A 12,864-nucleotide genomic window follows, 5' to 3' on the forward strand; every position below is an offset into this window, starting at 1 on the left:
GCATGCAGGTGTCACGACGCCGGCTCGTCAAGCGGCGCAGCGGGCGATTCGCGCTGCTCACCGCGGCGGCAACGGTCGCGGTGGTCACGGTCGGGGCCGGGACGGCGTACGGCTCGACGTGGTTCTTCGGCACCGACCGCGTCGGCGAGGTCACGGCCAAGGGCCGCGTCGTCTCCTCCGATCAGTACCTCGACCCGATCGGCGACCGGCTGGTGATCGACAACGGCAAGATCATGTCGTCGGTGGTCAGCCCGGATGGCACGCACCTGGCCGCCGCGATCACCGACGGCGGAATGGCCCTGGCCGTCGTCGACCTCAAGACCTGGCGGACCCAGCAGCTGATCGGCAACAGCGCGGCGGCCGACCTGCGGATCAGCGGCAACGACGTCGGCCAGGAGGGACCCACCTACTCGCCGGACGGCAAGCAGCTGTGGCTCGGCCAGGCCGACGGGTACCGCCGGTTCACCGTGAACGCCGACGGCAGCCTGGCCGACCCGTCGTTCGTCACGATCCCGGCCGACGGCGCCAAGCGGGCCCTCGCCTCCGAGGCGGTCTTCTCCCCCGACGGCTCGACCGTCTATTCCGCCGTCAACGGCCAGAACCGGGTGATCGCCCTGGACGCGGCGAGCGGCGCGATCACGCACAGCTGGACGGTCGGCACCGCGCCGCGCGATCTGATCGCGGTCGGGAATCGGCTGTACGTCAGCAACGAGGGCGGCCGGGCGGCCCGGCCCGGCGACACCACGATCAACTCGTACAACACGCCGGTCCCGGCCGACCCGGTCACCGCGGCGACCACCACCGGCACGGTCAGCGTCATCGACCTGACCGACCTGTCGGCCCCTGTGCGCAGCATCGACGTCGGCCTGCACCCGACCGCGTTGTACGCCTCGGGCCGGACCCTGTTCGTGGCCAACACCGCCACCAACGACGTCTCGGTCATCGACACCGCCCGCGACGCGGTCGTCCAGACGATCGCCACCCGGCCCTGGCCGGAGGCGTCGGTCGGGTACGAGCCGGACGCGATCACGCTGACCGGCGACGGGCACCTGCTGGTGACGCTCGGACGGGCCGACGCGATCGCGGTCTACCGGTACCGCGGCGCCCTCGAACCGGTCAGTTACGTCGGACTGCTGCCCACCGACTACTTCCCGGCCGAGATCACCACGGTCGGCCGCGAGGTGCTGGTCTCCAACACGCGCGGCATCGACGCGCGGCGGGCCACCACCGCCGCCGGGCACGGCACCCACGACACCACCTCCAGCCTGCAGCGGTTCCGGCTGCCGAGCGACGTGCTGATCAAGGCGTACACGGCCAAGGTCTTCGCCCAGAACGGGTGGACCCCGGGCTCGGTCGTCAAGGCGGCCGGGCGTGCGGCCCGCCCGGTGCCGGTGCCGATCCGGCTCGGCGACCCGTCGACCATCAAGCACGTGTTCCTGGTGGTCAAGGAGAACCGGACGTACGACCAGCTCTTCGGCGACGACACGCGCGGCGACGGCGATCCGGCGCTGACCACGTTCGGCGCCAACGTGACACCGAACCAGCACGCCCTGGCCCGGCAGTTCGGGCTCTTCGACAACACGTACGACATCGGCACCAACTCGGCCGAGGGACACAACTGGCTGATGCAGGCCGACGACCCGGAGTACACCGAGTCCTCGGCCGGCGAGTACCTGCGCAGCTACGACACCGAGGACGACGCGCTCGGCCACCAGCGCAGCGGCTTCATCTGGACCGGCGCGCAGGCGGCCGGCCGCAGCGTGCGCGACTTCGGCGAGTTCCACCAGTTCCTGACCAAGCCGGCCGGCGCGACCTGGCAGAACCTGTACTGCGACACCCGGAGCATGGCCGCCACCGGCGCGGACACCGCGTACCCGATGGTCTCGGCCTCCCCGATCCCGTCGCTCAACAGCGTCTCGGTCGCCGGGTTCCCGAAGTACGACACCAGCGTCCCGGACATCTACCGCTACGAGATCTGGAAGCGGGACTTCCAGCGCAACGGCCCGGCCGACCTGAACATGTTCTGGTTCTCCAGCGACCACACCGGCGGCCCGCCCAACGCGGCCGCCCAGGTCGCCGACAACGACCTGGCCGTCGGCAAGCTCGTCGACACCATCTCGCACAGCAAATACTGGAAGGACTCGGCGATCTTCGTGGTCGAGGACGACTCCCAGGCCGGCCTGGACCACATCGACGGTCACCGGGCACCGATCCAGATCATCAGCCCGTACGCCCGGCACGGCGTGGTCGACAGTCGCTACTACTCGCAGATCACGATGATCCGGACCATCGAGCAGATCCTCGGGATCCACCCGATGAACCAGAAGGACAGCGCGGCGACCCCGATGTACCCGGCCTTCACCGGGCGGCCCGACTACACGCCGTACACGGCGGTGCCGAACCGCACCTCGCTGACCCTCGGCCTGGCCACCCCGCCGCCGTGCGGCGAGGACGTGCCGGCCGCCCAGGACCCGGCCGCCGCGTCCGCGCCGACCGCGGTGATCCCGGCCGCCGCCCGGCCGCTCGCGGCGGCGTGGGACACCTGGACGGCCGGGCAGCGGCTGACCGGGCCGGATGCCCGGCCGGACTACGCGAACCCGGCCCAGATGAACCACTTCACCTGGTACCAGGCCCACGACTGGAAGCTGCCCTACCCAGGCGAGACCACCCTGGTCACCCCCGACCGGGTCCCGGGTGCCTACCTGCCCTCCACCGACACCGACTGAGTTCGGTCTTCACCGAATCCTCAGGTCGGCCGGTCTACCGTCCGGCCGTGAACCAGGTGCTGCAATTCATCACGTCGGTCCCGCTGTGGCTGACCTACCTCGTGATCGGGGCTCTCGCCTTCGGTGAGTCGGCGGCATTCGTCGGTCTCGTCCTGCCCGGCGAGTCGGCCCTGCTGGTCGGCGGTGTCCTGGCCGGCACCGGCCGGCTGAACCTGCCGCTGGTGGTGGCGCTGGCGGTCGTCACGGCGATCGCCGGCGACTCGGTGGGCTACGAGATCGGCCGGCGCGGCGGGCCGGCCATCACGACGAGCCGCGCCGGTCGTTTCGTCGGCGACGCGCGCTGGGCCCGGGCGGAAGCGTTCACCCGCCGGCACGGCAGCTGGGCCGTGCTCGTCGGCCGCTGGGTGGGGTTGATGCGCGCGCTGGTGCCACATCTTAGATCCGATGTCCAGGCCAAGCTCGGGAGCGAGACGCACGAAGCCCCCGCGGTCGTCCTGGCCGCGGGGGCTCCGGCGGATGCCACGACGCTAGATCTTGAGCGATTCCGAGGGCTTGGGCAGCAAGGACTGAATCAGCTGGCCCAGGCGTCGACGGCCAGCGTCACCGGAAAACCCGGAAGCCGCAGAGCCGACCTTCCAGAACTCGGGGCCGTCCACCACGGTCTGCTCGCCATTGACCACGGCATAGCCGGACAGCGTAGGTAGATCCGTCATAACCTCGGCATACGCATCGGCATTACCGAGACCGGCGCCATTGGCCCGGACCACCTCGATGACCAGCGGCAGGACGCGGTGTAAGGCGACGACGCCCTGCCCCTTCTGGATCACGTAGTCCTCGGGCTGGCCGGCGAACGCCTCAGGGAGCACCTGGGCGATACCGCGCCAGTATGCGTTTAGGATCTTCGCGACGGTGACGTCGTCGGCCTGCTTGAGCAGCGGCATGTCTAGCACCGGCTTGAGCGAACGAACAAACATCGGCATCGGCATGATCATGCCGTCGCCAGCGCGCTTCCGCGTGTTCGCGGGCTGGAACCGGCCGGTCCATGGCCCGTTGAGCTTCTCCAGCTCGTCCATCACGCTCTGCCCGCGTGTGATCCAGTCTTTTTCCCCGGCAACCAGACGATCGTGCAAGGCGTGGTCGGTCTGGGCGAGCTGTGCCAGCAGCGTGAAGGCCAGGCTGGTCGAGACGGCCTTCGCATTGGTATTCACCTGGTAGAACTCGTTCATCTCGGCACGAGTGGTCAGGCCCAAGGTGATGCTGACCGGAGTGGGGAACTCGTCGAATTCGGCCTGCTCGTCGACCAGCCGGCGCAACCCAGCACGGCGGTGCTGACCGTCGTAGACCCACAGCGGCACGTCGGGCTGGATCTCGATGTAGCCGGTGCCGATCCAGTTGCCACCGTTCTCAACCGCCGCGTCGTAACCGTCGCTGTCCTCGTCGATGCCCAGGACAACGCCGTTCTCGAAATCCTCGTCGCGGACGTTAACCAGCAGGGGGTTTGGCATAAGTCCGCCATCCTTGTAGTACTCGGCGGTCTGCTTGGTACGGGCAGTCACCAGTTGGCGCTGATAGCCAGACTCGGTCTCTGGATCGTGAACGTCGATGCGACCCTGCTTGGCGAGCAGCGGGGCAGGCGCGTAGGTCTGCAGCATTGGGATGCCGCGCTGCACGCACAGGGCGCCGTACAGGCGGGTGGTCTCGGTGAGGGGTGTCTCGGTCATCTGATCTCCAAGGCGTTGATGTTGGAGTCCGAACACTACCCGGCCAGGTAGATCTGCGCAACAGATCTACTTTTCAGATCTTCGCGGCAGATCTAACTGTTGGAATCCGCATGCTGGATCCGACCAGCGGATCTGCCGAGCAGATCTCCACAATAGATCTGTGCTGACTTCGGGGCTAAGAATCAGACGGGATACTCGGCTGGGAATGGCCAGCTAGGCCGCGGCCGGTGCCGGTTGACCGTGCTGTCCGCAGCCGGGGAACCGGCCGACGGGACGCGGCGCATCGCCCCGGCCGACGTCGTCGCGTTGCCCGGCCAGCTGCCCGCCACCGAAGGCCACGTACGGCGCAGGGCGGCGCCGTCTGGGCGACGGTGGTGGTCCTCGGCGGCTACTACGCGGGGGCGTCCTGGCCTCGCGTGCAGGGGCTGCTCGGGACGGCGACCTACGTCGCCGCCGGGGTCGGGGTGCTCGGCGTCCTGCTGTTCCTGGCCCGCCGGTACGCCCGGCAACTGGCCGCCGTGACCCTGGTGATCTCGCTGGTCGCCGCCGGTGCGGGACCGCTGCTGACATACCGCTGATCCCGGCCGCGGCCGGATGCCGGAAAAACATCCGGTGGCGATTTTCAGGCCGGTCTCAGGACCGCACCCCCATCGTCATCACCGACCCGCTGCCGCCCCGCGTGGCGGACTCGGCACTGACAGGAGAAACGATGGAGTACTCCAGCGGTCTGGCCACGCGCACCAGGAGCGCCTGGCTGACCAAGGTTCCGGCGATCACCGCCACGTTCTGGGTGATCAAGGTTCTGTCGACCACGGTCGGGGAGACGTTCGCCGACTATCTGGCCGTCAACGTCGGGCTCGGCCCGCTGGTGACCGACGCGGTGATGATGACCGTGCTCGCCGTCGCCCTGTTCCTGCAGTTCCGGACCCGGCAGTACACGCCCTGGATCTACTGGCTGTGCGTGGTGCTGGTGAGCATCGTCGGCACCCAGATCACCGACTTCTTCACCGACACGCTCGGTGTCAGCCTGTACGTGAGCACCACGGTCTTCGCGGTCATCCTGGCCGTCGTCTTCCTCACCTGGTACCGCCAGGAGCGCACCCTGGCCATCACGTCGATCGACACCCCGCGCCGGGAGGCGTTCTACTGGGGGGCGATCCTGACCACGTTCGCGCTCGGCACCGCCTCCGGTGACCTGGCCACCGAGGCGCTCAGCCTGGGCTTCCGCACCGGCACGATCATCTTCGCCGGCCTGATCCTGGTGACCTGGCTGGCCTCCCGCTTCGGCGCCAGTCTCGTGCTGACCTTCTGGATCGCGTACGTCCTGACCCGCCCGCTCGGCGCGTCCCTGGGTGACCTGCTCACCCAGTCGAAGGACTTCGGCGGCCTCGACCTGGGTGCCAGCGCCACCAGCCTGCTGTTCTTCGCGGTGATCGTCATCCTGGTCGTCCGCGAGCAGCTGCTGGTGAACAAGCACGGCGTGGCGGTCAAGGGTCAGGGGCCGCTCGGCGGTGCCCGCGGCGACTACGCCTGGGCCGGAGCCGCCGCGGTGGTCATCGCGATCGCCGGGGCCGGCCTGAGCGCCCTGCACAGCGGCACGACCACGCCGAGCGCGGCCGTGGTGGCGCCGGCCGCCGGTGCGACGGCGCCGGTGACCAAGGTCGTGCACCCCACCACCAAGCTCGGCAACCTGACCGCGTTCGCCACCATCACCGCCGACCTGCAGGCCAAGGTCGCCGCGAGTGACCTGGCCGGCGGCAAGACCCGCGTCAAGGACCTGGAGGTGGCCTGGGACGACGCGGAGGCCGGGCTCAAGCCCCGCGACTCGGCGAAATGGCACGTGCTCGACGGGCAGATCGACGAGGTGCTGACCGCGTTGCGGGCGGCGAACCCGAGCCAGGCCGGCTGCGCGGCCAAGCTGACCACGCTCGCCGGCACGCTGAACCAGTACGACGGCGTCTGAGCAGCGTCTTTCGGCTCGCGACCGCCCGGCGACACCCCTGAAAGGGGGGGTGCGGCCGGGCGGTCGCCGTTGCCCCCGCCCTCCCTGAGAGACGCACGGCCGGCATCTGCGACGACAAGGGACCGCGCCACCATCCGATCCGGTCGGCCAGCATCTTCGCCCAGCTCGACGCCGCTCACCGTCCGTGGCGCAACTACGCCGAGGACCTGCCCGGCCCGTGCGCCCGCCGGAACAGCACGGACGGGAAGTTCCTGGTCCGGCACACGGCCGTGCCGTACTACACCACCGAATCCCGGCTCTGTTCGATCGGCCAGGTCGAGCTCGGCAGTGCGTTGCCGGGCGATCTCGCCGCGGGCCGGCTCCCGGCCTACTCGTTCGTCTCGCCGAACGCGTGCCACGACATGCACGGCGGGCCCGGCTGCCCCGCGAACGTGGTGGCCGGCGGCGACGGCTGGCTGGCACGGTGGGTTCCGCGCATCCTGGCCGGCGCCGACTACCGGGCCGGCCGGCTGGTCGTGATCATCACGTGGGACGGGGGCTCACTCACCGACAATCACATCCCGACGGTGGTGCTCTCGCCGACGACCCGGCACGTCGTCGCCACCCGGCCGTACGACCACTGTGCGACCCTGCGCACCACCGAGGACCTGCTCGGATTGCCCGCACTGGGCTGCGCGCGGACCGCCACACCGATGACCGCCGACTTCCACCTGTGAAAGGTCCGCCTCACCGGCGGAGCAGACCGCGGGCGACCAGTTCGAGCGTCAGCGCGGCGGCGATCGCCTCGGCGGCCAGCAGCCCGATCAGGACCAGCAGCTGGGTGGCGCCGGCCTGGACGGCCGAACCGCCGCCGAGCAGCACACCTACGAACGCGCCGGGCAGCGTGACCAGGCCGACCGTCCGGGTCTGGTCCAGCGCCGGGACCAGGGCCTGGCCCGCGGTGGGCCGGCAGATCTCAAGGGCGGCGTCGCGGGGCAGGAAGCCGAGGGCGAGGGCGGCCTCGTACTCGCTGTGCCGGTTGCGCAGCTCGTCCAGGGCCCGGCGGCCGGCGAGCGAGGTCGCGGTCATCGCCCCGCCGATGAGGATCCCGGCGATCGGCAGCACCGCGATCTCGGTCGGCGGCACGGTACCGGTCGCGATGATCAGCAGACCGGTCGTCACGGCGCCGGCCACGATCGGTACGAGCACGAGCCCGCCGCGCCGCAGGGTGCTGACGCGCCGGGCCGAGGTGGCCGCCGCGACCAGCAACATCACCGCGACGAACCCACCGGTCGACCACCACGATCGCAGTACGGCAGTGATCAGCAACGACACCAGCGCCAGTTGCGCCACGGCCCGGACCGAGGCGGTGACCACGGCCCGGGACACGCCCAAGCGGCCGATCGCGGCCGCGGCCACCGCGATCAGGGCGAGCCCGCCGAGCACCACGGCCAGAACCGGCCCGATCGAGATCGTCCCCTGGGTCATCGCTCGATTACACCGCCCGCGGCCCGGACCTGCCGACCGCGAAGCCCTCCCCCACTTTGTCGATTGAGGGTTTTTCGCAGTAGGAAGTGCACATCGCCGGGAAAGCTTCAACCGTTTGTTCAACGATACCGTTGAAGGGGTGAACATTCAGGACGTGGCCCGTCCGTGCGACGGCGCGGGCATCTCAGCATTTCTGCAATCCCTTCCCGTACGGCCTCGGCTGCTCGGCCTCGGCGAGGCCCGCCATTTCGTCCCCGAGTTGGGCGAGCTGCGCAACGAGATCTTCCGGCACCTGGTCGAGCACGAGGGCTATCGCGCGCTGGCCGTCGAGAGCGACTGTCTCCTGGGCCTGCTCGTGGACGACTTCGTCACGACCGGCGCCGGTGACCTCGACGACGTTCTGGAGCGCGGCTTCAGCCACGGTTTCGGCGCGTCACCGGGCATGCGCGACCTGGTGGAGTGGATGCGCGACCACAACGAGCAGCACGACGAGAAGGTGCGGTTCTTCGGCTTCGACGGCCCTCTCGAATACTGGGCGGCCAGTCCGCGGCAGGCCATGACCGGCCTGTTCGACCTGCTCGACGGCCCCCTTCCCTGTTCCGGGGAAACCCTGGACACGCTGCTCGGGGCCGATGAACGCTGGTCGGACGAGGCCACGGTCATGGACCCGTCCCGGTCGATCGGGCAGTCCGCCGACGCTCAGCGGTTGCGGGTGATCGCCGACGATCTGCTGGCGCTGCTCGACCTTCAGGTGCCGGGGTTGAGCCGGGCCGACCGGGACCGGGCCGAGCTGTACGGACGCACCGCGATCGGCCTGCTCCGCTATCACCACGGGATGGCCGACACGTCCCCGGCCCGGATCTCCCGGCTGTCCGGCCTGCGTGACGCGATGATGGCCGCGAACCTGCAGGCGGTCGCCGAGCACGGGCCGGCCCTGGTCTTCACCCACAACCTGCACCTGCAGCGGAATCAGAGTGTCATGTCGCTCGGCGAGCATCGGGTCGAGATGTGGAGTGCGGGCGCGATCCTCGCGGCCCGGCTGGGCGACCGATTCGCGTACCTGGCCTCCGCGTTCGGTGAGGTCGGCGGTGACGTGCCGGCGCCGGACACGATCGAGGGCGTCCTGTCGACGCTCCCCTGGGACAACTCCCTGGTCGACGTTCGTTCCCTGACCGGTCTCGTCCCGCGTGTCTCCCCCGACTTCGCCTACTTCCCGCTCGACCCGGCCCACCTCGACCGGATCGACAGCCTGGTCTTCCTCAAGCGGGCCCACCCGAGTAGGTGAAGCGACTGACGGTGACCGTGCCCTCGGCCGCGTAGACGCCGGTGACGCGGCCGGTGAACGAGGCCGCCGTCTCGCACGACCAGTACCGTCCGTCCAGCTCGGCCAGGCACACGTCCCCGGCGATCAGGCGGATCCGGTCGGCGCCGTCCCCGCCCGGTTCCGGCACCACGGTCTCGATGCGCAGCTCGACCTCGCCGGGCGGGACCGACGCGGTCCAGCTCTGCTCCAGGTCGGCGACCCGGGCGGTGGCGGTGACCGTCGTCCCGCGCGCTTCGACGGTCACGTGGAAGGTCTCGTCGTAGCGGCAGCCGAGCCCGCCGGCGCCCCGGCTCGCGTCCAGCATGGCCGTGAACGTACTGCTCAATTGTCTTTGTCGTCGGCCGAGGAAAGCGGGCCGCGACGCTCGCAGGCCGCCGGCGATCCCGTGCAGGGTGAGGCGGCCCGGTGTCTCGGTGAGCGAGGCGACCTGCGCGGGTGGGCGGCCGACGGCGAGCCAGCCGGGATCGTCGAGCGCCGCCGGGTCGGCGAAGTCGAAGTGCTCCTCGACCGGAACCGCGCGCGGCGCGGGCAGCGGCGCCACTTCCGGCCAGCCGTCGTGCCAGGTCACGGTGGTCGCGAAGGTTTCCCGGCCGAGCGGGGAGAACGCGGCGGTACGGCCCAGCGGCCGCACCCCGAGCAGGATCATCACGTCCGAGCCGGCGACCAGGTCGGCGTGCCCGACGCACTGGATCGGCCCGCCGAAGCCGGCGGCGGTGAGGATCGGGTTGGCCGGCGCGCCCTCGAACGGGCCGGTGATCGCCGGGCCGCGGGCGATGCTGACGGCGTGCCCGCGTTCGGTGCCGCCCTCGGCGATCATCAGGTACCAATGTTCGCCGCGCCGGAACACGTGCGGCGCCTCGGGGAACTGCCGCCCGGTGCCGGACCACAGTTGGCGCGGCTCTCCGAGGATCTTGCCGGCGGTCAGGTCGACGCGGACCTGCCGGATGCCGTGATGGGTGCCGGCGTCCGGCCCGGTGACCACGAAAGCCGAGTACGTGACATACGCGTTGCCGTCGTCGTCCCAGGCCAGGTCCGGGTCGATGCCCTCGATCCCGTCGATCGTGACGCCGTCGTCCCACGGCCCGGCCGCGTCCTCGGCGGTGAACACGACACAGCCGCGCGGGCTGCCGGTGACGATCACGATGAGGTGGAACCGGCCGTCGTGGTGACGCAGTGTGGGCGCCCAGACGCCGAGCCCGGACGCGGTGTCCTCGATGCCGAGCTGTTCCGGCCGGGTCGCCACGTTGCCGATGTGCTCCCAGGTGATCAGGTCGTGGCTGGAATAGATCGGCAGGCCGGGCAGGTACTCGAACGTCGAGGTGACCACGTAGTGGACGCCGTCGACGAGCACGGCGCTGGGGTCCGGGTGGAAGCCGGGCAGTAGCGGGCTGGGCAGGGCGGGCACGGAACTTTTTCCCCTCATCGGGCGGTGTGGAAAGTCATCGGGCGGTGCGGACTCGGAGGATGGCGACCGCGGCGATCGCGGACAGGACCAGGGCGACCGCCCAGACCCCGCGGTAGCCGCCGGCCAGGGCCACGACCTGACCGGCGAGGACCGGGCCGAGCGCCTGACCGAGGTTGGAGCCGAGACCGGCGATGCCCAGGTCACGGCCGGCGGCCTCGCGGTCCGGCAGGACGTCGATGAACAGGGCCTGGTCGACCGGCAGGTAGATGCCGAACGCGACCCCGGCCAGGATGCTCTGCAGGAACAGCGCGGGCAGCGCGGCCCAGAGCAGCGGGATCAGCATGGAGCCGGCCATCAGCACGGACGCGGCGATGACCAGCGGTTTGCGGCGCCCGATCCGGTCGGAGTAGCGGCCGGCCAGCAGCAGCGCGACGATCGTGCCGGGCAGCGACGCGGCGGTCAGCAGCGGCGCCGTCCGGGTCGCCTCGGTCAGGCTCAGCGCCGGCGTGATGTAGCTCTGCAGCATGAACAGGGCAAACGTGGTCGACGCGGCGTAACCGAAGGTCAGCAGGATCCGGGCCAGCCACACCCAGCGGAAATCGTGGTCGCGCAGCGGGATCAGGAAGCCGCGGAAGAACGGCCCCCAGCGGTGCGGCGGCACGACCAGATCACTCGACGGCCGGTCCCGCACCAGCAAAACAAAACCGAAAACCCCGATCAAGACCAGGATTGCGTACGCGTAAATGATGTTCAGTCCGAGCACCGGGAGCAGCACCCCGGCCCCGATTCCGCCGACGATGCCGCCCGCGAAGTTGCCCAGTCCACCGATGCCGGAGGTCGTGCCCATCTTCTCCTCGGCGACCCGGTCCGGGACCGTGGCCTGCAGCGTTCCCGGGATCATGTTGAGCACGGTCTGCGCGCAGGTCCAGAGCAGGGCCAGGATCGCGATGGTGGGCGCGTAGCGGACCGCGATCAGGAAGCCGGAGCCGACGACCGCGCCGAACACCATCCACGGGGCCCGCCGCCCGAACCGGCCGCGGGTGCGGTCGGAGAGCACGCCGACGACCGGCTGCACCAGCATCGTGGCGACCACGGCGAGCGACGTGACCAGGGACAACGCTTGGGCGCGGGCGGCGTCGAAGCCGGCCAGGAGGTCGAGCAGCCGCTGCTGGTCGGCCGTGGCGGTGGTGGCCCCGGACGCGACCGCGGCTTTCAGGTCGTTGAGGGCGGCCAGGTCGATTCCGGCGTCGGCACCGGTGAACCAGTGCCCGAATTCGATCATCTGGACCTGGTTGGGCAGCAGCACGCCGAGCATGCCGCCCCAGACGGCGGTGATCGCGGCGAACGCGAGCGTGTACCAGAGCAGGTAGCGGCGGAACGGCTTGCCGCTGAGGTGGACCGGCGGTGCTTGATCAACAGACACGGGAACCCCTTGAGCGGCCCGGAAAGAAAAAGTTGAGGACGGAGCCGGTGCGACCTGGCTCACGTGAAAGCTGAGTAAAGAGTGAGTTTGGGTTCCGTGTCAAGGATGTTTCCCGAGGTCTTGCCGTCCTGCTGATTCGATTGCTAGCTTCCACTCAACATTCGCGTCGGAGGTTGGCATGAACACCGCACCGTCCCGCAAACGCGGCCCCTACCAGCGCTCCAAGGAGCGCCGTGAGCAGATCGTCCTGGCCGTCGTCGACCTGGTCGACGAGCTCGGCCACGACGGGGTGACCACCGCGCTGGTGGCCGCCCGCTCCGGGTCCAGCGAGCCGACCGTGCTCTATCACTATCCGACCAAGGACCACCTGCTCGTGGCCGCCCTGGAACGGATGGACGACCTAGAGGCGGAGATCCAGGTCGACACCGATGCCGGCGCGATGCTCGACCTCGACGCGCTGCGCGGCAACGCCGACGCCACCGTGGTCACCAGCCAGCACCGGCTGCGCCTGTTCGTCGTGCTCAAGGGCCAGGCGGCCACGCCCGGGCACCCGGCCGGGGAGTACTTCACCCGGCGCACCGCGCGGGCCATGGAGATCTTCGCCCGGCTGATCGCCGGCCGGCAGAAGGCCGGGCTGGCCCATCCCGGCCTCGACCCGCGGGACACCGCCCGGCAGGTGATCGCCCTGTGGGAGGGCCTGACGTTCATGCGCCTGACCGACCCGACCTTCGACGTGGGCCAGTCCCTGGTCGACGGCATCCGCCGCCTGACCTGCGAGAACTGGATGCGTGCCCTCGCCGTCCTGAACGACCCGACCACCGGAATCTAGGAACCA

Annotated in this window: 10 protein-coding genes; 6 read left to right on the forward strand and 4 right to left on the reverse strand. The window is 70.2% G+C overall.

From position 1 onward, the window contains the following. Positions 1 to 2 precede the first annotated feature (2 nt). Entirely contained in the window at positions 3 to 2,726 is a 2,724-nt protein-coding gene (locus ACSHV8_RS21185; RefSeq protein ID WP_436535472.1) for an alkaline phosphatase family protein, read from the forward strand. A gap of 527 nt (positions 2,727 to 3,253) precedes the next feature. Here ACSHV8_RS21185 and ACSHV8_RS21190 read toward each other — a convergent pair. Further along, complete coding sequence (locus tag ACSHV8_RS21190; protein ID WP_436535473.1) at positions 3,254 to 4,447, reverse strand: DGQHR domain-containing protein; 1,194 nt, start codon at positions 4,445 to 4,447, stop codon at positions 3,254 to 3,256. A gap of 371 nt (positions 4,448 to 4,818) precedes the next feature. Here ACSHV8_RS21190 and ACSHV8_RS21195 point away from each other — a divergent pair, with 371 nt between their 5' ends. The 3 genes from ACSHV8_RS21195 (at position 4,819) to ACSHV8_RS21205 (ending at position 7,126) form a co-directional block, all read left to right on the forward strand. Beyond that, positions 4,819 to 5,025 (forward strand): hypothetical protein, encoded by a 207-nt coding sequence (locus ACSHV8_RS21195; protein ID WP_436535474.1) that lies wholly within the window; start codon positions 4,819 to 4,821, stop codon positions 5,023 to 5,025. 131 nt (positions 5,026 to 5,156) lie between these two features. Continuing rightward, positions 5,157 to 6,410: a COG4705 family protein gene (locus ACSHV8_RS21200; protein WP_436535475.1), complete on the forward strand. Its 1,254-nt coding sequence runs from the start codon at positions 5,157 to 5,159 to the stop codon at positions 6,408 to 6,410. Between the two features lie 104 nt (positions 6,411 to 6,514). Further along, positions 6,515 to 7,126, forward strand: coding sequence for an alkaline phosphatase family protein (locus ACSHV8_RS21205; RefSeq protein WP_436536848.1), 612 nt, complete (start codon positions 6,515 to 6,517; stop codon positions 7,124 to 7,126). A gap of 10 nt (positions 7,127 to 7,136) precedes the next feature. On the opposite strand, the gene ACSHV8_RS21210 is transcribed toward ACSHV8_RS21205, so the two are convergent. After that, positions 7,137 to 7,877, reverse strand: a complete 741-nt coding sequence (locus tag ACSHV8_RS21210; protein WP_436535476.1) for an ABC transporter permease — start codon at positions 7,875 to 7,877, stop codon at positions 7,137 to 7,139. Positions 7,878 to 8,016: 139 nt separating this feature from the next. Here ACSHV8_RS21210 and ACSHV8_RS21215 point away from each other — a divergent pair, with 139 nt between their 5' ends. Then, the gene (locus ACSHV8_RS21215; RefSeq protein WP_436535477.1) at positions 8,017 to 9,162 is read left to right on the forward strand and encodes an erythromycin esterase family protein; all 1,146 of its coding nucleotides are present in this window, start codon (positions 8,017 to 8,019) and stop codon (positions 9,160 to 9,162) included. Here ACSHV8_RS21215 and ACSHV8_RS21220 read toward each other — a convergent pair. Then, a complete protein-coding gene (locus ACSHV8_RS21220) occupies positions 9,137 to 10,606 on the reverse strand; it encodes a family 43 glycosylhydrolase (protein ID WP_436535478.1) in 1,470 nt (489 codons plus the stop codon). The two genes, ACSHV8_RS21215 and ACSHV8_RS21220, sit on opposite strands and share 26 nt — an antisense overlap. A 34-nt stretch (positions 10,607 to 10,640) precedes the next feature. Further along, on the reverse strand, positions 10,641 to 12,029 hold the full coding sequence (locus ACSHV8_RS21225) for an MFS transporter (protein WP_436535479.1): 1,389 nt from the start codon (positions 12,027 to 12,029) through the stop codon (positions 10,641 to 10,643). A gap of 178 nt (positions 12,030 to 12,207) precedes the next feature. Between ACSHV8_RS21225 and ACSHV8_RS21230 the strand changes: the two genes are divergently transcribed. Further along, positions 12,208 to 12,858: a TetR/AcrR family transcriptional regulator gene (locus ACSHV8_RS21230; protein ID WP_436535480.1), complete on the forward strand. Its 651-nt coding sequence runs from the start codon at positions 12,208 to 12,210 to the stop codon at positions 12,856 to 12,858. The last annotated feature ends 6 nt before the right edge of the window (positions 12,859 to 12,864 follow it).

The sequence above is a fragment of the Actinoplanes sp. HUAS TT8 genome, assembly GCF_051380535.1.
Classification (GTDB): Bacteria; Actinomycetota; Actinomycetes; order Mycobacteriales; family Micromonosporaceae; genus Actinoplanes.

What these genes read in the sequence shown, in the direction of transcription:
- ACSHV8_RS21210 (WP_436535476.1), bottom strand. Translation starts at nt 7,877, where the DNA reads ATGACCCAGGGGACGATCTCGATCGGGCCGGTTCTGGCCGTGGTGCTC.
- ACSHV8_RS21230 (WP_436535480.1), top strand. Translation starts at nt 12,208, where the DNA reads ATGAACACCGCACCGTCCCGCAAACGCGGCCCCTACCAGCGCTCCAAG.
- ACSHV8_RS21190 (WP_436535473.1), bottom strand. Translation starts at nt 4,447, where the DNA reads ATGACCGAGACACCCCTCACCGAGACCACCCGCCTGTACGGCGCCCTG.
- ACSHV8_RS21185 (WP_436535472.1), top strand. Translation starts at nt 3, where the DNA reads ATGCAGGTGTCACGACGCCGGCTCGTCAAGCGGCGCAGCGGGCGATTC.
- ACSHV8_RS21200 (WP_436535475.1), top strand. Translation starts at nt 5,157, where the DNA reads ATGGAGTACTCCAGCGGTCTGGCCACGCGCACCAGGAGCGCCTGGCTG.